Origin of the sequence: Acidobacterium capsulatum ATCC 51196 (assembly GCF_000022565.1) — a bacterium.
Classification (GTDB): domain Bacteria; phylum Acidobacteriota; class Terriglobia; order Terriglobales; family Acidobacteriaceae; genus Acidobacterium; species Acidobacterium capsulatum.
This window is the reverse complement of sequence record NC_012483.1, coordinates 4,107,071-4,127,356: the sequence shown is the minus strand read 5'-3', so window position 1 is coordinate 4,127,356 and position 20,286 is coordinate 4,107,071. Positions and strand designations below refer to the sequence as shown.

At 58.6% G+C, this 20,286-nt stretch carries 14 protein-coding genes and 1 tRNA gene; 4 read left to right on the top strand and 11 right to left on the bottom strand.

Going from position 1 to position 20,286, the window contains the following annotated elements; all coding sequences use genetic code 11:
• Positions 1 to 599: 599 nt before the first annotated feature.
• From ACP_RS16960 to ACP_RS16920, 10 genes are all read right to left on the bottom strand, one after another.
• A complete protein-coding gene (locus ACP_RS16960) occupies positions 600 to 1,067 on the bottom strand; it encodes a lipocalin-like domain-containing protein (RefSeq protein ID WP_015898569.1) in 468 nt (155 codons plus the stop codon).
• Between the two features lie 6 nt (positions 1,068 to 1,073).
• Positions 1,074 to 1,952 (bottom strand): ABC transporter ATP-binding protein, encoded by an 879-nt coding sequence (locus ACP_RS16955; protein WP_015898568.1) that lies wholly within the window; start codon positions 1,950 to 1,952, stop codon positions 1,074 to 1,076.
• Positions 1,949 to 2,632, bottom strand: a complete 684-nt coding sequence (gene mobA, locus ACP_RS16950) for a molybdenum cofactor guanylyltransferase (RefSeq protein WP_015898567.1) — start codon at positions 2,630 to 2,632, stop codon at positions 1,949 to 1,951. The genes ACP_RS16955 and mobA overlap by 4 nt, the downstream gene beginning before the upstream one ends.
• Positions 2,607 to 3,065, bottom strand: a complete 459-nt coding sequence (locus tag ACP_RS16945; RefSeq protein WP_015898566.1) for an RES family NAD+ phosphorylase — start codon at positions 3,063 to 3,065, stop codon at positions 2,607 to 2,609. Before ACP_RS16945 ends, mobA begins: the two co-directional genes overlap by 26 nt.
• Complete coding sequence (locus ACP_RS16940; RefSeq protein ID WP_041840461.1) at positions 3,065 to 3,496, bottom strand: antitoxin Xre/MbcA/ParS toxin-binding domain-containing protein; 432 nt, start codon at positions 3,494 to 3,496, stop codon at positions 3,065 to 3,067. The genes ACP_RS16945 and ACP_RS16940 overlap by 1 nt, the downstream gene beginning before the upstream one ends.
• A gap of 492 nt (positions 3,497 to 3,988) precedes the next feature.
• Positions 3,989 to 5,362, bottom strand: coding sequence for a dipeptidase (locus tag ACP_RS16935; RefSeq protein ID WP_015898564.1), 1,374 nt, complete (start codon positions 5,360 to 5,362; stop codon positions 3,989 to 3,991).
• A gap of 100 nt (positions 5,363 to 5,462) precedes the next feature.
• The gene (fliB, locus tag ACP_RS16930; protein WP_238525711.1) at positions 5,463 to 6,725 is read right to left on the bottom strand and encodes a flagellin lysine-N-methylase; all 1,263 of its coding nucleotides are present in this window, start codon (positions 6,723 to 6,725) and stop codon (positions 5,463 to 5,465) included.
• Between the two features lie 225 nt (positions 6,726 to 6,950).
• Positions 6,951 to 7,038 (bottom strand) — tRNA-Leu (locus ACP_RS18190).
• Positions 7,039 to 7,265: 227 nt separating this feature from the next.
• Complete coding sequence (locus ACP_RS16925; RefSeq protein ID WP_041839720.1) at positions 7,266 to 8,774, bottom strand: tetratricopeptide repeat protein; 1,509 nt, start codon at positions 8,772 to 8,774, stop codon at positions 7,266 to 7,268.
• Between the two features lie 218 nt (positions 8,775 to 8,992).
• Positions 8,993 to 12,379 (bottom strand): TonB-dependent receptor, encoded by a 3,387-nt coding sequence (locus ACP_RS16920; protein ID WP_015898561.1) that lies wholly within the window; start codon positions 12,377 to 12,379, stop codon positions 8,993 to 8,995.
• Positions 12,380 to 12,592: 213 nt separating this feature from the next.
• Between ACP_RS16920 and ACP_RS16915 the strand changes: the two genes are divergently transcribed.
• From ACP_RS16915 to ACP_RS16900, 4 genes are all read left to right on the top strand, one after another.
• On the top strand, positions 12,593 to 13,645 hold the full coding sequence (locus ACP_RS16915) for a substrate-binding domain-containing protein (RefSeq protein ID WP_169306007.1): 1,053 nt from the start codon (positions 12,593 to 12,595) through the stop codon (positions 13,643 to 13,645).
• A 38-nt stretch (positions 13,646 to 13,683) separates the two neighbouring features.
• Positions 13,684 to 15,783 carry a histidine kinase gene (locus ACP_RS17560; protein ID WP_052294861.1) on the top strand — a complete coding sequence of 700 codons (2,100 nt, stop codon included), beginning with the start codon at positions 13,684 to 13,686 and terminating at the stop codon, positions 15,781 to 15,783.
• Complete coding sequence (locus ACP_RS16905) at positions 15,773 to 16,402, top strand: response regulator (protein WP_041839718.1); 630 nt, start codon at positions 15,773 to 15,775, stop codon at positions 16,400 to 16,402. Before ACP_RS17560 ends, ACP_RS16905 begins: the two co-directional genes overlap by 11 nt.
• A gap of 264 nt (positions 16,403 to 16,666) precedes the next feature.
• The gene (locus tag ACP_RS16900; RefSeq protein WP_238525595.1) at positions 16,667 to 19,192 is read left to right on the top strand and encodes a hypothetical protein; all 2,526 of its coding nucleotides are present in this window, start codon (positions 16,667 to 16,669) and stop codon (positions 19,190 to 19,192) included.
• A gap of 827 nt (positions 19,193 to 20,019) precedes the next feature.
• On the opposite strand, the gene ACP_RS16895 is transcribed toward ACP_RS16900, so the two are convergent.
• A complete protein-coding gene (locus ACP_RS16895) occupies positions 20,020 to 20,283 on the bottom strand; it encodes a hypothetical protein (RefSeq protein WP_015898555.1) in 264 nt (87 codons plus the stop codon).
• Positions 20,284 to 20,286: the final 3 nt, after the last annotated feature.

The following is a 20,286-nucleotide window of genomic DNA, read 5'->3' as shown; positions in this document are numbered from 1 at the left end:
TTGCCCGACATTAGGCGGGCAAGTCCCATGGAATCAGTGGTTTACGGAGGTATTAGTCTCGCAAATTTGAGGGGCAAAACGACAAAAGCAGGCCGGTGAGCCTGCTTCTTCCCATGTTTTAAGTGTATCGGAATGAGGGGAAATTACCGGCAAGAAGAATCGTTGCCACTGTTCAGTTGTCAGTTTTCAGTCACGGAATAAGCCAGTCGCGGCCTGGCCTTTCCCGGGTCCGAACGGACGGACCCCGGGGCACCCTCGGCTTGGTGATGAGGGAATGCTGGTCCCTCCGCTCACTTCGTTCGGTCCGGATGACAAGGGAAAGCTACCGCAAAGACGCGAAGGACGCCAGGAAAAGTCGTCGGGGGTGGCAGTGAGGGTGGTGGGAGAAACTCCGGGCGGTGTTTGGCGGCCGGGGTATCACCGGGATTCTTCGCTTCGCTCAGAATGACGCTCTTTCGGATTTGGAGAGATCCTCGGGGGCTGAAGCCCCTTCTTTTATGCGTACCTTGCGGCATGGCCAAAGCCATGCCCTGATACAAGGTGTTCCCGGGTTTCTCATTTGCTCGCCGAGACAGACGGCGGTTGGGTGCGCGGCAGGGCTAATCCACTCGCTGCCAGCGAAGCTGGGCGACGACGCGGTCGCGGCCGCTGTTGATGGAGGAGGTGCGGAGGGTGAGCTGGTTTTCGCAGAACTCGTAATAGCGATGCTGCGGCAGGCCGACCCAGTGCGGGAAGAGGCTGACCTCTACGTGGTGGATGATCATGCCGTCTTTCAGCTCAAAGCGGCCGGAGTAGGCGATGTAGTCGCGGGGCACGCCACGGCGGGCGAGGCGCGCGAGGCCGCCCTCTTCGGCGGCCGGAACCTCGGCCTTGAGACGGGCGCGGCGGAAGCGCCAGTTGCGGCGCGCCGGGCTCAGGTTGGCGCTCATGTAGCCTTGCGGGGTGTAAAGCAGATAGCCGGTCACGTCCTCGCCCCACGGCCGCTCGACGGTGCCGTCTTCGTGGTGAAAGGTGTACTCCACAAGGCGCCAGGTGCCTACAAAGTCCTGCGGTTGTGCCTGCTCCATCGTCTCCTACGCTCCGGGAAGAACCAGCGTATCCAGTTCTAAAAATTGCTGCAAAATCTCGTCTTTGGATTGTTTCATCTCTTCCATGGTGCCGAAGAAATGGGCTTTGCCCTGATGCAAAAAGAGCACGCGGTCGGCAAGCCGCTCGGCAAAGCGCATGTCATGCGTGACGACGATGCTGGTGAGCCGGAGCTGGTGCTTGAGCTTGAGGATAAGATCGCCCAGCAGCCGCGCGATGAGCGGGTCGACCATGGTGGTGGGCTCGTCATAAAGAATGGCCTCGGGCTGCGCGGCCAGGGCGCGCGCGATGGCGACCGAGCGCTTCATGCCGGTGGAAAGCCCGGAGGGCAGCTCATCAAATAAATCCTCATGAACGCCTACCATGTCGAGCAGGCCTTTGACGATCTGCATGATCTGATCTTCCTGCAACTCATTGCGCTCACGCAGCGGGAAGGCGACGTTTTCGCGCACGGTAAGGGAGTCAAAGAGCGCTCCGTTCTGGAAGACCATGGTGACTTTGCGGCGGATGAGCTGCATCTGCTTGTCAGTGAAACCGGTGATGTCTTCGCCGGCGACGAGGATGCGGCCGGCATCGGGCTTGAGGAAGCCGACAATGTTTTGCAGCGAGACGGATTTGCCGACGCCGGAACGGCCGAGGATGCAGAGGACCTCCCCTGGGAGGACGAAGAAGCTGACGTCATCGAGAACCACCTGGCTGCCGAATGCCTTGCTGACGTGCTCGAAGGCGATGTAGGGCTGTTTTGCCGGGTCGTGATGGCCGTTGGGGGATTCACCCGAAGGATGGCCGGGCGCACCGCCGTGGTCATGGCCATGGTGCGGGGTCTCAGTGGGAATCTCAATCGGCGGCTTCTCGGGCGTACTCAATCGGCGGTCTCGTTTCCTTCCAGCTTATTCGATGGATGAGATGCGGCAAAGCGGGCTGCGTCCTGAGGGGTGTTGAGGTTACGAAACCATGTGTACACGGGCGGCAGGGGCGGCGTGAGGCTGAATGCTCCGGCGGCTGCGACCTGTTCGACCATAAACGTATCGATGCGGGAAGCGACCCGATGGACTGCACTCATGATGCGGTAATCGCCCGAAGCGAGGGATTGCCGCAGGCCTGGGGCCAGATTGCGGTGATAAACGGCGCAAAGCGGCTGGGGGCGGCCCAAGGCATACGGAATGGTGGCAGGGGCGCCGGTGAGCGCGGCGCGGAGGGTGAGCCAGCGGAGGAACTCGACGGGGAGGGCCGGGAGATCGACCGCGAGGACGAGGTTGAGCTCGGCGGGAGAGGCTTCGAGTGCGGCGGTGATGCCGCCGAGGGGTCCGCAGGCTTCGGCGGCGTCCGGAAGGATGGTCGCGTAGGCGGCGAGATCAGGACGATTACCGCAGATGGTGGCTTCCAGACCGAGGGCGCGGAGCCTTGCGAGCATTTGCTCGACCAGCGGCTGGCCGTGGATGGGGAGCAGGGCTTTGTCCTGCCCCATGCGGGAGCTGCGGCCGCCGGCGAGCAGGAAGGCGCGCAGGCTGGGAGTGGGGCTATTTGCGGTGGAAGAGACGGTCATCCCAGGCGACCTCCTGCGGGGGGCTTGCAGTGATGCGGGCGAAGTCAGAATGAGCGGGGTTGAGCAGCACGTTGTGCTCGTGGCCGTGGGTGACGAGGGCTGGCACCATGAGGACGGCGGTACGCTGCTCCTGCAGCCAGCGGTCACCGAACTTGCGGCTGGCGGCGAGGTTGGGGGCGTCCCAGCCGGGCAGATCGGCAGGGGCGAGGCGCTCGATGGGGAGTGTGTCAGGGATGGTCAGCTCGACAGCGACCTGCGTGGGCGGCAGACGGTTGAGATTGGCGTGGACCAGGATTTCGAGTAGAGCACCGGAGTAGGTTTGGGCGGCATAGATGACGGGATGGCCGGGGGAGTTCCAGCGGCCGCCGATGCGTGCCGCGCCCATGCCATCGAGCAGCGGGTAGCGGCGGTCGGCGATGCGGTAAGCCTGCATCAGGCGGGGATGCCGTAGAGGATGCGGTCAAGCAGTTCCTCGACCTGGCGCGCGCCGACTTCGCTGAGCGCGGCGTCGAGCGGGGTGCGGTCGCCCAGCTCGGGATGCGGGCGGGTGAGCCATTCGCGGGCCGAGTCGCGGGCGCCCCAGACGTGCTCCGCGGCGGCGATGACGCGGGCAAGGCGCTCGGTGCGCTCACTCTCGGCAGGAGAAAGACGGGTGCGGCGCTTGTAGGTGGCCTCGGGCACGACACGAAACAGGGCGCGGCGGGCGTCGCTGCGAGCCGGGTAGACGCGCTCGACGGCGAGGCGCAGGGCCCGCTTGGGAAGGCCGGTGGAGACGGTGAGTTCGAGGTCGCGGAGAGAGTGTATGGTGTGGCCGAGGATGGCGGTGCCGCCCATGACTTCGGCGATTTGATCGGGCTTGACCATGATGGGTGCCTCGCGGCGGCCTTTTGGAGCGGGCCGCATGGGATCATTTTAGCTCAGTTTGCGGATCAGATGATGCCTGCTTTTGAGAGAAGCTCGATGGGGAAAGAGATAGGAGGAAGGCCCTACGCAAGCCAGAATGATACTTGAATGGGGTGCTTGCAGGGGCTGAAGCCCTCATTCTAAGAGCAGTTAACGGCACGGCTAAAGCCGTGCCCTGATACATGCGCGCAGTTCCTGGAGGGGGTATGGCCGGACGCGGGAGAATGCAGGTCCCTCCGCTCACTTCGTTCGGTCGGGATGATAAGGGATTAGGGCCGGAGCTTTGGTAGGGATGACACGGTGAGAAGTTGTTGGTCCCGGGTCCGAAGGGACGGACCCGGGGCACCCTTGCAGGGCCTGAAGCCCTCATTCCAAGAGCCGTCAGCGGCACGGCTGAAGCCGTGCCCTGATACGGATATGTGGTCTCCGAGGCTCTTGGCGGGCGCCAGTTCCCTACTTTGCGGTCTCTTCCCAGAAGCGGATGATGGACTCGATGCCGCGATGGAAGTTGGCGATGTGGAACTTTTCGTTGGGGGCGTGGAGGTTGTCGTCGGGCAAGCCGAATCCCATCATTACGGAGGGCAACTTCAAGTATCGCTTGAAGTCCCCGACGATGGGGATGGAACCGCCGGAACGGATGAAGACGGTGTCTTTGCCCCAGATTTCTTTGAGGGCGCGGGTGGCGGCCTCTATATAAGGATTCGCGGTATCGATGACCATCGCCTCGCCCTGATGGATGAGGCGGACCTCGACGGTGACTCCGGCCGGGCAGAGGGATTCAACAAACTTTTTGTATTTGGCGAAGGTGTCTTCGGCGGTCATGGCCGGGACAAGGCGCATGGAGACCTTGGCAGTGGCCTTGGCGGGAATGACGGTCTTGGCTCCGGCGCCAGTGAAGCCGCCGGGCATGCCGTGGACGTCGAGTGTGGGGCGAGCCCAGGTGCGCTCAAGGACGCCGTAGCCGGGTTCGCCGGTGAGGGTGGGTGAGCCGATTTCGCTCTTGCGGTAGTGCTCCTCGTCGAAGGGCAGCGACTTCCAGGCGGCGAGTTCGTCGGGGGTGGGGGCCTCGACGCGGTCATAGAAGCCGGGGACCTGGACGCGGCCGTTGGCGTCCTTGAGCTGGGCGATGATCTGGCAGAGGGCGACGAAGGGGTTGGGCGCGGCTCCGCCGTACATGCCGGAGTGAAGGTCGGTCATGGCTCCGCGGACTTCGATTTCGGTGTAGATCATGCCGCGCAGGCCGACGCAGAGGGTGGGCAGGTCGGCGGCGAAGAGCTCGGTGTCAGAGATGAGCGCAAAGTCTGACTGAAGGCGCTCGGGGTGGCGCTGCACGAAGGCCGCGATCTGCTCGCCGCCGACTTCTTCTTCGCCCTCGAGCAGCACACGAATGTTGATGGGCAGCTTGCCGCCGGAGGTGGCCAGGAGGGATTCGAGGGCTTTGACGTGCATGTACATCTGGCCTTTGTCATCGACGGCTCCGCGCGCGTAGAGGTTGCCGTCGCGCTCGGTGGGCTCGAAGGGTGGGGTCTTCCATTCATCGAGCGGGTCTGCGGGCTGCACGTCATAGTGGCCGTAGGCGAGGCAGGTGGGCTTGCCGGCGGCGTGGAGCCAGTCGGCATAGACGAGCGGATGGCCGGGCGTGTCGATGACCTCGACGTGCTGCATGCCGATGCGCGTGAGCTCGGCGGCAAGCCACTCGGCGGCGCGGCGAACGTCGGCCTTGTGCTCGGGCAGCGTGGAGACCGAGGGGATGCGCAGCAGATCCTTGAGTTCGTCAAGAAAGCGGGACTGGTGCTGGCGGGCGTAATCGACGGCAGGTGAGGGCATGGGCGCTCCAGATGTGGTGATGTGTGCCCTGCTCCGGTTCGGACGGAAGCAGACAGATGAGTATATCGAGGATGGAAGAGCTGCGGGATTATACGGAGGCTCAATTGCGCAGCAGCATCGTCAGCCCATAGGCGTTGTCTAAACCGCGCTCGGCCAGGAGCATCTGAATGTCGTCGAGGAATTTCGCGTGATGCTCAAAATTCCTGTAAAGCGACTGAACTGTTTTGACCGCGATCTCAAGGCTGAAGTTCTTCTGATAGCACCCTGCCACGCCGATCAAGACTCCCTTGATGAGAGAGTAGTGGATTGCCAGGCGCGCAAAGTGTTTGGCGGGCTCCTGAATGGCACCTGGCCTAAAAAGCTCTTCTCCGAAGGGGAAGAGATTCCGGTAGACCTGATTGATGAGATAGTTCTCAAGAAAGTGGGGATGCTGCTCAAAGAAAGGTTTTGCGTATTGCTGCCAGGCCGCATCGTAGCGGGCCGCCAGCATCGCGGTGGTAACGCCGGGCAGATGACCAATTCCCTTTCCGAAATCTTCAATGGTTTCCAGAAGGCGCCGGGAAACAAGAGGAGCGCCCAGGCGTAGGTTGATCATGGTGATGAGCAGGTCGAGCTGAAGGGGAAGGTTGGGCGGAATCGTCTCCATGGAGGCATGCAGCCGGCCGGAGGCAATGGCGTTTTCAAAGTCGAGAAGAAAGCTGGGAAATCCCCTTTCCAGCTGGCCGTGACCGATGGCGTCCAGGCGGCGGGCGAAGGTTCCGAGAAGAAACAATCGCTGCCAGAGCAGATAACTTCGATTGCGCAGCAATTGAATGGTGAACTCTCTTATATGCCAGAAGTAATTCCTCACCTCCGGGGCGGGCGGGGCCTGATCGTCCCAAAGCAGAGGGGTTGAATCAGGGGAAGAGATTTGCAGATCCTCTTCGAGCAGCACGATGCGGGCCGCCTCGGGGCAGGAGAGGGACAACGCTGTCTCGTGCTTCTCGTCAATGACGCGGGGCATGCGCGGAAATGTTGCACAGGTCTTGCAGAGCGACTCAGGTCCGCGCTTGAGCTGAATGCTGCACAGCCGTTCGGTGGAGAGAAAGGGACAGGCACCGGATGGCAGCATCTGGATGATGGCGAATACGGAGGGATGCTGCTGCTTCTGCTGCTCGGTGAGAGGTTGAAGATGTTGCTCGAAGATGGGTCGCAGTTCATCGTCGTCGATCGCCTTGAACCGATCATAGGAGGGTTTATCGACGGTCACCTGCCAGCCGCTGCAGCAGTCTTCCTCGCAAGAGGAACCGATGCATTGAAATCGGCGGGCATACTCAGGCTGGGAAAAATGAACAGCGCGCAATCGGACCTCCTCGGGCAGCACCACACCGCACGCGGCAATGCACTAGAACGCAGGGCATGGAGGATGCCGTAATCGGCGGTCGTTCCTTAGAGTTTGCTTAGATCTGTAGTTTGCCCCGGGAGAAGGAAGATTGCCGGGGTCTGCTGTTCTTCTGTGAATGTGCGCGGTCATTGAGCGATGGGCCATCGGAGCATCTGCCGGTGGAAAGCAGGCATCTCCCGAGGTGCGCGAGCGTGGGCAGGATTGATGCCCGGAGGGGACTTGAACCCCACGGCCTTGCGGCCTGCGGATTTTAAGTCCGCTGCGTATGGCTTGGCGGGAGATCGGCCACGCAGTAGCGGCTGGAAGGAAGGCGGCGACCGGTTGGAATGGATCTCCCCCCTGTGCTGCGAGCGTTGCCGAGATCAGGTAACTGACCCCGCGAAGAATGGATATTCCCCGATGGAGCGGAAGCCTGCAGCGCTGGATGCTGCCCAGCCATCGCCGGGCAGTGCGGTTGAGACAAACGTCTTCTCACTCCGCACATCAGGTCAGCTTGCCGATGCCGGGATATCGGAGGGTTTACGGTTTCGTGTGAGTTATCTCATCTTGCAGTACGTACCGGTGGCCGGTCTTCTGCTGCCGAGCCTTCTCAGTGCGCATGACTGCGAGCCGCTTCACCAATTCCTGCACTTGAGTCTTCTGGCCCAACTGGCGACAGGCCATAATCTCGTGGTAGAGGGCGACCTGATCCGAAGGGTTAATCTTCAATGCCGTCTGTGCCTCTTTGAGTGCTTGCTGAGAATTGTGGATGCGCAGATACAAGAGCGCCAACAGATCTCGCGCCGGCGCATAACCGGGCTCAGACTCCACCGATTTCCTTGCGGCTGCAATCGCTTCTATACTCGCATCTTTTGTTGGGTTCGCCTCTGAGAGCGCCTCAGCATACAAATATTGCAACAGACCGTCCTTCGGATGCGACCTGGCTTCTTTGCGGTATAACTGTAAAGCTGAAGTCTGCTTGTATTGCTGACTTTCCATGATGCCCATCGCATCCATTGCCAGCGAAAGCTGTGGCGCAAGCTTATGAGCCCTTTGAAAGTCCGCAATGGCCGCGTTGAAATGAGATATCTGAACTTCCAGCACCCCACGGGCCAGGTATAGCTGCGCAGCATTTGGCAATTGCGTGAGTCCGGCGTTTAGCATATCAATGCCCACCTGCGGCGAACGATGATCAAAGGCGATCTGAGCGAACTCAAGATAGTTCATCTCATCCCGTGGCTCCGCCGCAATCGCTGCCCGCAATAACTTTACCGCGAGAGGAGTGTCGCCGGTATCCTCAGCCAACAGCGCGCCGAGAGTCATGACCGACTCCTGTCGCGCATCTTTGAGCAAGGGTCTCAAGGTCGCCAGCGCCAATGATTCTTTGTGCAGCTTCCATTGCACCAGGGCCAGATTGAAGCGTGCTGTCTTGCCGGGATGTCGGCTCAACACCTGCTCATAGTTCGCGGCCGCTTGGGCGTAGTGAGCAGTGTCAGCAAGACAATAGGCATACGCCTGTTGGTACTGCGGCCTCTGAGGAAACATCTGCGCACTGGCGGCAAAATACGGCAGAGCCTTCTCGCATTTTCCGCTTGATCGGTAGATAGAGGCGAGCATAGCATTTGCTGTCATATTCTCAGGATTGATTCTCAGTATCCGCTGAAGGAGCAATACCGCGTCCTGCCGCTGCCGCTGCGCATACGCAATCTGCGCCGCACCTTCAAGAGCCAGCAAATCGTTTGGACAGTTGCGCAGCGCCTGCTTGAAAGACTGCTCCGCTTCCACGGACTTTTGCAGACCAGTTAAGGCCATGCCGCGCAGTGAGAGCAGCCTGCAGTCCCGCGGGGCCGTCGTAAGCAACTGATCGGCTTGCGACAGCGACTGGCGATACTCATGCTGTTGCAGGAACTGAACGACTTGCTGCGTGCCCTGTTCGGCGCTCTGGGCGCGGGCAGGATGAGACGGCACCATGATCCAGGCGAGCGCAAGGCAAACAACTGCGGAACCTGCTTTGCTGCTCACCTCTCTACGCTTCTTCACAATGACCATTGGATATGCATCTCATCCGGCGCTATTGTCATTATCATTTTCTTCCTGGAATTCATCCTGGGCGTTCTCTGAAAGTTTCGGCTCTGCCTATCTTTCCACATGGCGCTCGATCCTGGCAGGCGTGGTTGTCTGATGTGTATCTGACCGGGGAATTACGACTTCCCTCAAAAAAAGGAGCGGCGCTTGTCACGCCGCTCTTCAAGTTTTTGGAGGCAAAATCAAAATGTCAGTTTGGCTCCCAACAGCATATTTCGCGCGGATTGGGTGCTGCTGGTTTGACCAAAGGTGCCATCCTGCAGATTCGCGTCTACGCCATTAAGGTTGACGCGATTGAACAGGTTGAAGGTCTCCAGCTTGATTTCAAGGTTCACACTTGCATAGACGGGAACTGTCTTTTCGAGCGTCAGATCAACGTCCGCATAGCCGGGGTTTCTGAATTGGTTGGGGGTCTCATTGCCCTCCTGCCCCACCTTGGGCAGCGTAAAGTCGCCGCAAGGCAACACTCCACCGGGACAGGTCGGGAATATTCCGCGGCCAATCTCATAGTTCCGGCGACCGTGTTTCTGTTTATAAGAAACGACCGAGGGAAAGTCACTGTTATTGCCGTCGGCGTTGAAGTCGCCTGACCCTGGTGCGAACTGCAGGTGGCCGGCAGCGCGTTCCGCCGGATAGTTCGACGATGTGACCTTTGTTCCATCCGTTGCCGTTGTGCTGATCGCCAAGGGCGCTTGTGTAAAGACAGTGAAGGGTTCTCCGCTTTGAAGTACGGCCGTTCCGGCCAGAGTCCAACCGCCGGCCACCCGGCGCATGACCGCGTTGCGGAGCCCCAAGCCGGGCAGCTCGTAGCTTGCTCCCAGGGAAAAGCGATTCGGAACATCCCACGGAGAGGGCGCATAAAACTGATTGTAGGGATAAGCAACAGGATAGTTTTGCCAATCGTCCATCGACTTGGAATGGGTATAAGAAGCGGTCAAGAAGCCACGACCGGCAAACCTGCCCTTTACCGCAGCAACAAAGGCTTCATAGCTTGCACGAGGACCATTGAACGCATAAGTCAACGATCCAAAGCTGGTATTCAGACGCGTCTGCACGCCTGTTCCTGTGTAATTACCAGAATTGGAAAAGATGGGATGATCCAGCAGGTCTCCGGAGAATGCGTTGACATCGTTGCCGTAGGATGTGGCGCCTGTGTTACCGCCGCCCGTGACCAGATTGGACGAGTGTGAGCCTATGTACTCGACGGTGGCAACGAAATTTTTGGTCATCTGGTGCGCCACGGCGAGAGACCAGTTCAGCGTGTCAGGTGCGGAGAGATTGCCATCTACGCCGCCAACGCTTATCTGCTGACCAACGATGCCCCCTTTTGCATCCAGCTTTTCCGGCTTAAATGCCGGATATGGGAAGCCAAACGGAAACGTGTTCTGCGTGCCGTAGCCAAAGATAGGCGCCGCAGTGGAGCCGTTGTTATAGAACGTTGGCACAACCGGCCCAGGAGGATTGGAGCCCAGACCATTCTCAGCGTTACCCAGCGTGAAGTAGTCGTGGTATAAACCGACGCCGCCACGCACCACCCACTTTCCATTGCCGAGTGGATCATACGCAAATCCAGCGCGCGGACTAAACACCCAATTCATGCTGTGGTTGAAAACATGGTTCTGTTGCTTCATGTAGCCATTTGCAACTCTTTGCTCAAAGGTGTTTCCAGACCCCAGATGAAAGTTTGCCAGTACGGTTCCATTCAGCGCGACATAGGGATTTCCAAAGTCATCAAATCGGATTCCATAATTGAGGGTCAGCTTACTCGATGCCTGCCAGGAGTCCTCAGCGAAGACCCCACCGGTCGTTTCCTGATATCCATAATTGCGAACAGCGGGCTTTCCGGAGATCGGATTATAGGCCAATCCACCCTCACTGTAGGGATCGTTATTGATGAGGTCGATCATGTTGCTGAAAGTGAGTGTAGGCTGGGCATACGCGCCGGCGAAGAGAGCAATGTCGTCACCATGCCAGCCTTCATAACCTACTTTGATGGTGTGCTGCCCGATAATCTTTGTCAGCACATCTCTCCAGTGATAACTATGCTGAATGTAATCTCCGTCAGCAAATCCATCGCCCCATCCCGTGCCTAACTGATTGACATTCACCACTGGAACTGTGAACAGTCCACTTGAGGGCGCGATCCCTTCGATACGGTTGTAGCCAAAGAACGCTTCATTCAGCGTGGTTGGAGAGAAGGTATGAGTCTCATTGCCCTGAATGGAGAAGGTGTAGTAATGGCTTGTCGTGTTGAAGGCCGGACGGACGGCCGGGCCGCCTTCCGAGATAGTATCCCGATAAAACAGACCGTACAGCCTATCTCTCTTAAATGATTTGTCAAGGCGCAGATCATACTGCCCTGAATTGTTATAGCTCGACGAGTTGAAGTTGCCTTGATCAAACACCGGCGTATCGCAAGGAATATTGTCCGTGCTGGGAGTGTTGCATCCCGTATCGGCAGCCGCGTTCTCGGGTCCGAAGGCCTGGCCTGCCGTTGACAAGACTTTGCGGAAGGTCGCGTTGCTTGCCGGATATTTCGTCATCAACTGCACTTCGGGACTATTCGGCTGAACATTCCTGGCGAAGTTTACAAATGCAGGGTCTTCATAGCTGATGAGAGATCCTCCGTTTGAAGAGAGGGAGAGATATGGCTCCCAGGAGCCGAAGAAGAAGAACTTTCTGTGAGGAATCACCGGGCCGCCCAGACCGAAAGACATGTTATTAGTGTGGAAGGGCGCCAGCTTCTGCGGTTGCGGCACTCCAAATTCGCCACGGGCCTGCAGTCCCTGATAGGTGTAATACTCGCTGGCATATCCGTGATAGTGTCTTGTGCCGGACTTTGTGACCATCTCCACCTGGATCGAGCTCGCGCGTCCGTAGTCCACGGTGTAGGTATTCGACTGAATGGTCTCTTCCGCAATTGAGTCGGAGTTCGGAGTCAGGTTAAGGACGCCGGGGCGAATCGAACTTGTCACATCCAACCCATCGACGATGTACATGTTGCCATTCTGGCCGCGCCCGTTGGCACTCGCGTCGATGTGGTTTTCGGTATTGAAGTTGGTGGCTGAGCCAGCTCCGAGGCCGGTTACGCCGGGTGTCAGAGTAATCAAAGCCGTCGGGTTCAATGTTCCCAGAGGCAGGTTCTGCAAGGCGGTCTGGCCGAGCGTCAGTTGATTCCGGCTATCGGCCGTATCCAACAAGGGGGCCTGCGTGGTTACGGTGACACTGGTGGATATCTTTCCAACAGCCAGGCTTAAGGGAATATTGCCCGTCTGCCCCGCCGTGAGGGTGAATGCAGTCTTTGCCTCTGCAAAGCCAGACCTGGTCGCAGATACCACGTAATTGCCGGGAGCAAGACTCACGAACCGGTACACGCCTTTGGCGTCGGATGTAGTGTTTGCCTTGATGCCGGTTCCGGTGTTGGTGAGGGTCACCGCCGCGCCGGGGATGGCGGCTCCGGATGGATCTTTGACCGTACCCTGCACGCCGGATGTAAATTGCGCCCGCGCCCAAGAGGCGCAAAGGCACAACACAAAGGCCACACTCCACAATTGAAGCTTCTTCCGCACACTTCCTCCTTCAATGAACCCGGGCCGTAGCTGGATGCTGGCTTGCAGGTTCTTCTAGTTTTTTGTTCGCGCTTGCTTTGTATGTTTTTCACGGTGCGCACCCGTGTAACCGTTTGCACGACTTCGCGTACAACTACTACAAACCGAGCCCAAGGCTACCCAGCAGACAACACAACGCACATCCGCCAATCGAACCACGAGGAAATAGTTCAGATGAACCACGCAGGGAGTCATTCCGGAACCAGGACGGGGTCCTGCGGCTATACTTCATTTCAGCCGATGACCTGCCCTTCCAATTTTTTGGACTCCAGGCCCAGACTGGCACCTTTACTGGTTCTGCTTCTGGCCTTCGCATGCATTTCCGGTTGCCGCCCTCGCCCTGTCCGCATCGCGATCATTCCGCAAACCACCGGAACGCCGCTCTGGGGGCCGATGTTTGATGGCGCACGATTGGCCGCAACGGATCAACACGTCAGCATCTATTGGAATGCGCCTACCAGCGAAGACAATATCAAGGCGCAGATTGCGCTCCTGGAGCGGGTGATTCACAGCAAGAAATATAGCGGCATCATCCTCGCACCGGATCACGATCTGGCGCTTATGAGCGCGGTGCAAGACGCGGAAGCTGCACACATTCCCGTGGTCATCGTCAGCACGGGTCTGCGTTTGCCGCCGAATGGCGACCTCTCTTACGTGCTCAACAACGACGCAGAGGGAGGCAAATGGGCGGCCAATTATCTGGGCAAGCTGCTGCACGGCCATGGAACCGTGGCAGTGATTGGCATTGATCCCGCTATTCTCGGTAACCTGCAACGTGAACGAAGCTTCGAAACGACGCTGCACGAAAGCTATCCCAATATCTCCATTGCCGCGCGCCGCTTCGGGGACTATAACGTTCCCCATCAGACTCAGATTGCCGCTAGCATACTCAAGCGATTCCCCTCCATCTCTGCCATCGTGGCTGTGAACCCGGCGGCTGAGCGAGGTACGTGGAATACACTTCTGGCAGACGATAAGACACACCGAGTAAAAGTGATCGGGTTTGATCAGGACATTGTGGTCGACGGCGAAGGGCAAATCAGAATCAACGCCATCGTTTGCCAAAACACGTACAAGATCGGGCAGCTCGCGGTTCAGGAGTTGCTCGACAGGATTCACCACAGGCGTGTCGCACCCGTGACCTTCGTTTCTCCTGTTCTGCGCACGTCCTCACCTACGAGTTCAAATGCAGCGACTGATGCCCACCAGGCAGGTGCATCATCGTGAAGCTGCGGAGGCGGGCTCTCCTTCAGATATTCGCGGGCTTGCTGGTACTCTCTGTTGGGGCGGTGTGGCTTGTGGTGGCCTGGATGCACAATCCGCGACGCGGCCTGCCCTGCAGCATCAAGCTGCAGTCCTGGAATCTGAACAACTGGCAATCGTTCGGCGGGACCTGGATCGTCAAGAACGGAGTGATTCGTAATGACTCCGATGAGCGCGGCGCAAAGATTGTCACCGGATCTCCCTACTGGAGGAATTACTCCGTAGAGGCAGACATCCAACTGCTTGGCTCTGAGGGCGACGCGGGACTGATTATTCGATCCAGCGACGAACAAACCGGGGTTGACGCCTACAAAGGTTATTATGCCGGCCTGAGAGGCAGAGAAAGTCAGATGAATACCGATGAAAGTCTTATTCTCGGCAAGGCTGACTATCAGTACACGGAAATGCAGTATGTGCGGCTTCCCTCAGGAGTTGCTCCCTTTCGCTGGTACCACCTGAAGGTGCTCGTTTATGGCTGCCACATCGTGGCTTCTGTCACGTCAGCTCTTCACCCCGATAGAACCTATACCGCTTCTGCATTTGATGCCGGCTGCTACAAGAAGGGGCGCATCGGGCTTCGCTCCTATGCCTCAGGCGGGGTCTGGAAGAATATCCGGATCTCGCCCGCCACCGAAGCAGACATGAAAAGGATGCTGGCGGTTCGCGCGCCCTTTTCGCTTCCGCATGCCGGCCGTGAGTCTCTTCGCCCCTTGATGACTGCGGCGCCTCCGGCACCGGATCTTACCAGCGTGAGCCAGTTGCGGCTCATGACTCCAGGCTCGATGCGCACTGCGACGGTTCGGGGTGTCGTTATCGCGACCATGCCGCAACTCTATGTTGAAGATGCAACCGGGGGCGCCGCGGTTCATGCCGCAAATCATGTACCGCTGAAAATCGGGGACGAGGTGCAAGTCTCAGGGGTTGTTTCCCCTGGAGCATTCAGCCCCACGCTTCGCGATGCAAGTGTTCGAGTTCTCTGGGCCAGCACGCCTAATCCTCCTGTCTTCGTAACATCATCGCAAGCCGCTACAGGAAGCTTTGCCGCTAACTTTATTGAGCTCAGTGGAGTGCTGGAAGCCAAGAGCCTCGGGCGTGATCACTCACTCATTCTTCGCCTTCGCAACGGGCAACAGGCTTTTCAGGCGCTGCTCTACGGGGAACAGGCAGCGTCCCTTTATGAGAACCTGAAGTCTGGCAGCCTGCTCGCCGTACGCGGTGTCTGCGTGGTCACGCCGGATTACACGCACAACCTCACACCATTTGCCCTTTTGCTCCGCTCTGGCGGCGATCTTGTTATCCTTGCCGGGCCGCCGTGGTGGAGCCCGCGGCATCTGATAGAACTCACGGCGGTTGTTTTCCTGCTGCTGCTGCTCATTCAATATGTGCATTCGCGCATGGAGCAGTGGCGATTGCGCGCCGTGCTGGACGAGCGAGGCCGACTGGCTCACGAAATGCACGACACGCTCGCTCAAAGCTTCGCAGGCATAGGATTCCAGCTAGAGGCACTGCGCGATGAACTGCCCGATCAGGGCGCGGCCCGAACCCATCTCAACATTGCACGCGATCTTGTTCGCTACAGTCATGAGGAAGCACGGCGTAATATTGCGTCCCTGCGCCCGGAGAACCTCGCCGCCCTTGGACTGGTTGAGGCACTGAAGCGCTTTGCGGAAAGCAAACTGTCTGGCGGAAATATCCAGGTCATCGCAACCGGCAACGAGGCTGCTGTTGCTCTTCCACCCGCGCTGGCCGATACGTTGTTACGCATTGGCCAGGAGGCGATCGCCAACTCCATTCGCCACGCGCATCCATCCGTCATCGCAATCCGTCTCGACCTCGTGGGAAAGACCGTTACGCTTTCAATCCACGATGATGGCGCGGGTTTTGATAGCTCGGCCGGCGGCACCGGCTTTGGGCTCGACGGTATGCGCAAACGCGCCGAGATGATTTCTGCTCAACTTACTATTGAAAGCGCACTCACTCGAGGAACCACTATCACGGTTCAGGCCAGCCTGCCTCCTACTCTCACGTGGAAGACTATTCACCTACACGCGTGGAACTATCTCAAGAAGCTCGCACTTCATGGAACCCCTCATGCCTCCTAAAATTCGCGTCCTCATTGTTGACGACCATCCCGTAGTTCGCGCCGGCCTCACCAGTATGCTCAGCACAAAGCCTCAGCTTCATATGCTTCCCGCCGCATCCGGGGGCGCAGAAGCTCTTACAGTCCTGGAAGAGGAACAGGTGGATGTGGTGCTGCTTGACCTTAAGATGCCCGGCATCAATGGCATTGAAGTTCTACACCGGCTCAACAACCGCGGCGCTCTGCCACGCACGATCATTCTTTCCTCTTATGAGATGGACGAGGACATTTACCGCGCGATACAGGCGGGAGCGCGAGGTTACCTGATCAAGGACACCACGCAGGAAGAGATTCTGGAAGCCATTGCAGCCGTACATGCCGGATCTCTTCATCTTCCACGCCATATTGCTCAACGCATCTCTGAGCGGATCGGGCGTCAGGAACTGACCAGGCGGGAGACCGAAATTCTGGAAATGCTCGCCAAAGGGCTCACCAACAAGGAAATTGGCCGGGTCTTTGGCATCAGTGAAAATACAGCGCGCAACCATGTCAACAGCATCATTCAGAAACTTGAGGTGTCAGACCGCACGGAGGCAGCAACCACCGCAATTTTGCGTGGCATCATTCAGTTTGATCACTGACCGCGCCGTGCCGACGGCTATAGATCAGTTGAACTAGTTCAGCGTGGTTGCTTCAGATCATGCCCGCGGGAATACTAGTACATAGAGTAGATATACCTGAATGTATTCAATTCCATTGAGCCGATGCCCTTCAGTTGCCGGCGGCTTTGCTGATAAATCATCGACAGCTGCAACCTTCTGCCATGCCTCTCGACATTCCTTAATTACAAAATCGGTTCGCTACAACACGGTAACCCCGCGCAAAACACGATAAGGAGAACCCGGGTGAAGTCATATTTGAATCGCCGTATGTTTTTGCAGGGCCTGGCGGCTGCAAGCGCTCTCGAGTTCAGCCGTCTCACGCCTGTGGCGCACGCACTGGCCACAGGCCACCCCGCGGCCTCGGGAAGCACCGGGGACTACGCACCGGGCCACATTTCAAACGAATACAGCCTTTTTCTGCCGGGCGAACGCAAGGCCCTCGACACGCCGCCACTGGTCTCATCCATTCAAGGGGGAAGCGTCACGCTTCGATCGCCGCAGCGGAGCTTGCGCACAGGGGAGTCGGTCAACGGCTGGAAGCTCATGGCCATCTTTGGCCTCAATGGCGCGGATACTGCCGTGTTTGAAAAGCACGTCACCCATCGCGGGTCCATTGCGTACGTCACGGTCGAACAGGGCGTGATTGCTAACATCCCGGCTCTGATTGGACGGCTTTCCAGCATCCGCCCGCGCCCCACCAATACATCAAAAGTTCGCTTCGAGCGCACCACCCGGTACACACCGGGCCCGGACGTGGCGGGTAACTACATTCTTCATTCCAGCGAGGACCCCTCGTATGAAAACGTAGCTGCGCTGGGCGCTGAGTATATCGGCTGGACTTTTGCGGGCAATGAGACCTCGACCCCGCAGCACTCCATCTTTCTTCAGCCTGACGGCATCAGCCGCGAATCGATTGCCACCGGCCAATCGGCGTGGGCACCGGACATGGCTGGCCGAGTGTTTGATCCTACCTCGGTGCTGCCGGGCGGCAACCCAGCTGTCTATGTTTATAAGCACGGCTACAGCAAACGCACCCTGCTCGGCGGCTACCTGCCCGTAGCCAACGTCGGAGTATGGAACCGCCACTACAAAGCTGGATATGAGTGCATCTGCCTTGTTACGCCCGGCCCCGATAACCGCGCCATCGGCCGCGTGCGTTACACGTCGCCCGGCAACTCTTTGGCGGAAGAAGAACGGTACATCAACACTTCACCCGAAGAGTTCTACGCGATTCTGGCAGGCATCTGGAATCACTGGCATGACTTTTACGAGAACTCGATGCCAGTAGAAATCCCGGACGAATGGCTTCTCAATGCGGCGCGAGCCGGCATCACGCTTTCGCGATGCAGCTATCACGGTCTCAAGCCGACCTATCAGATTGGCGAGGGCGGTTACACCAAGATTCCGGAACGCAGCCATGCGCTGTTCCCCGTTGCCCATTATGAGTTTGTCTGGGCGCAGCAACTTTGGAATCTAACCCCGGAAGTGGAACCGTACTTTCAGTACTATCTGGATCATTACATCCTGCCGGACGGCAACTTTCTTTACAACACGCAGGATCAGGTGGAAGCTCCGCTCAACGCCGGGATCTTTCTTGCCAACTCCGCGCGGGCCTACGACTACTCGGGAGATGCCTCGGCCTTTGCGCAACGGCTACCTGCGCTGGAGCGCATGCTTGCCTATGTGCTTCACCGCTACGAGTACAGCAAACAGCATTTTGCGGCCTCTGACCCACGCCATGGGCTTATCTGGGGCTCGCCGGAAGCCGACCTCGGAGATCCACGCGACGACTACCCTCAATCGCACCCGTGGTACTTTCAGAACGCCACATGGACATGGCGCGGCATCGCTGAGCACGCCCGCTGCCTGCATCGGATCGCGCGTGAACATAAACAGCCCGAGTACCAGACGCTGGGGGATCATTATGCCGCTGTCGCCGCCGAGATGCGCACCCTCATCCAGCGTTCTCTGAAAACGACGCTGTCACGGTGCACACCAGAGATGCGGCAATCGGGCATCACGCCGTTTACCACCACAGACACTCATCACGATCCTCACGAACTTTCCAGCTATGAAAATCATCGTTTCATGCAGGACTGGTTCACCTCAGACTGGGGCGACCCGGCACTGGACCTCGGCCATCTGCGCCATCGTGAAATCGCGGGCATGCAGACGATGGGACTCGCCACGGACGGCGACAGCCAGCGCATTTCCAACTTCATGTCTCATGGCACACTCGCCGTTCGCATCCGGCAGCAGGATTATCGTCCATTTCTGCTGAACCTCTATGCCCTCACCTGTTACTGCGGAGACTCAGGCAGCTTTTACTCGCCTGAAGATGCGTGGGTGCCCGGCGGAACACCGCTCGAAGGCAGCCGGTACGGATGGTCGGCTGTCGTCAACAGCGTGCTTCAGCCCGCCATGGGACTGCGGTGGCTGCTCTGTTATGAGGAGAATCATGCGGAGGTCTGCCACCTGCAAAAAGCCGCGCCGAAGCACTGGTTCGCCGCAGGACAGAAAATTCGCGTGGGCCACTGCCCGACCCGCTTCGGCCGCATCAGTTGGACTACCGTCGCGCAAACGGACCGCTCGTGGCAGGTCACTCTGGACCTTGAGTCACCTTTCACCGGCGATCTTATCGTGCATGTCCACGCGCCCGATGGAAATCCGCTCCGCCACTCCAGCGTGGGAGCCATCTCTGGGCAGACCGTTCGCCTCACTGCCGCCGATCTTCAAGGCCAAACACGTCTGACGCTGGACATCAGCTAGAGCAGTTCAGGAAATACTGTGAACTTTCCTGCACTCTCCGGGGTCGTCGCTCCCTGTTGGTCGCATCGACTCTGCGGCGGTGGCTCCGGACTGCACCATTTCCTAAACTGCGTTAGACGCCAGAGGGATGAACGAACGGAGCAGCTCCGCCTGATCGGCGAGAGAGCGAGGCCGGATGGATTCCTCCGGCATTTGTCGTTATTGGTGCGGGCGGGGGGACTTGAACCCCCACGACCTGTTCAGGGTCTGCGGATTTTCGTACCACTTCGGCTTTCGCCGCCTCGCCAGCGGCGAGTTCGTGGTCTGGACTATCCCTTCACCATGCCTCCAATTGAGGCTCAGGTGCTGCCCGTCTAGTCTCTACACCTTCCTGAAAATGCTTTCAGGCTTGGCTCGGGATTGCCGTTCAAGGTTTCCCCGACTTTGAGCAGTTCTACTCCGTCGGTTTCCCGGCGGGCACTCAATGCTTTAAGTCCGCTGTGTCTGCCGATTTCACCACGCCCGCGCGAGGTGACAACAATTTCCATCATAGCAAGCGGCAATGGCCTGTGCTTTTTCGGCCAAGGCGCCACTTCCGTATGGACGTGATGCCTTCTTCGCAGCCGATTGTTCCGGTGGGCGGGGTGATATTGCCCGATCATTCACGCTTGTCCGGCAGCTCCTGGATACCGTTCCTGGATACCGGCCCCTTCAAAAACGCGAGGGCAGATTCAGGTGCGCGGCTTCGGGGAGGAGCGTCGACTCCACTCCCGCTTGCAGAGCACGCCTTGCAGGCGGGGAGAGGATTCCATGGCCGCGAACGCGAGACTCCGGAGACGCCGGCCACGTCAGTGAGGCTTGCGGTACTCGATTTCGTCGTCGCGAAGGAAGTACTCTGCCGAGCAGTTGTCAGCGCCGCAGATCATGGACTGCAGGCCGAAGTATTGAGCGCGAGTGATGAGCCCGAGCGAACCACAGCCGGGGCACGCGAGCACGGCAACGTAGGGGTTGTGAGCGTCTCCCATGGCGCCGGGATTTTGCAGCACAAACATTGTGCCCGGTTCCATGTGTTCCGGTATCCACTCTTCGATCATCTGCAGTTCGTCCTGCATATC

Coding starts and splice junctions, on each gene's coding strand:
- ACP_RS16945 (WP_015898566.1), bottom strand. CDS start 3,065: ATGCAGGCTTACCGCATCGCCGACCGCCGCTACCCGCTGCTCGATGGC.
- ACP_RS16895 (WP_015898555.1), bottom strand. CDS start 20,283: ATGCAGGACGAACTGCAGATGATCGAAGAGTGGATACCGGAACACATG.
- ACP_RS16925 (WP_041839720.1), bottom strand. CDS start 8,774: ATGGTCATTGTGAAGAAGCGTAGAGAGGTGAGCAGCAAAGCAGGTTCC.
- mobA (WP_015898567.1), bottom strand. CDS start 2,632: ATGACCGTCTCTTCCACCGCAAATAGCCCCACTCCCAGCCTGCGCGCC.
- ACP_RS16940 (WP_041840461.1), bottom strand. CDS start 3,496: ATGGTCAAGCCCGATCAAATCGCCGAAGTCATGGGCGGCACCGCCATC.
- ACP_RS16915 (WP_169306007.1), top strand. CDS start 12,593: ATGAACCACGCAGGGAGTCATTCCGGAACCAGGACGGGGTCCTGCGGC.
- ACP_RS16935 (WP_015898564.1), bottom strand. CDS start 5,362: ATGCCCTCACCTGCCGTCGATTACGCCCGCCAGCACCAGTCCCGCTTT.
- ACP_RS16960 (WP_015898569.1), bottom strand. CDS start 1,067: ATGGAGCAGGCACAACCGCAGGACTTTGTAGGCACCTGGCGCCTTGTG.
- ACP_RS16905 (WP_041839718.1), top strand. CDS start 15,773: ATGCCTCCTAAAATTCGCGTCCTCATTGTTGACGACCATCCCGTAGTT.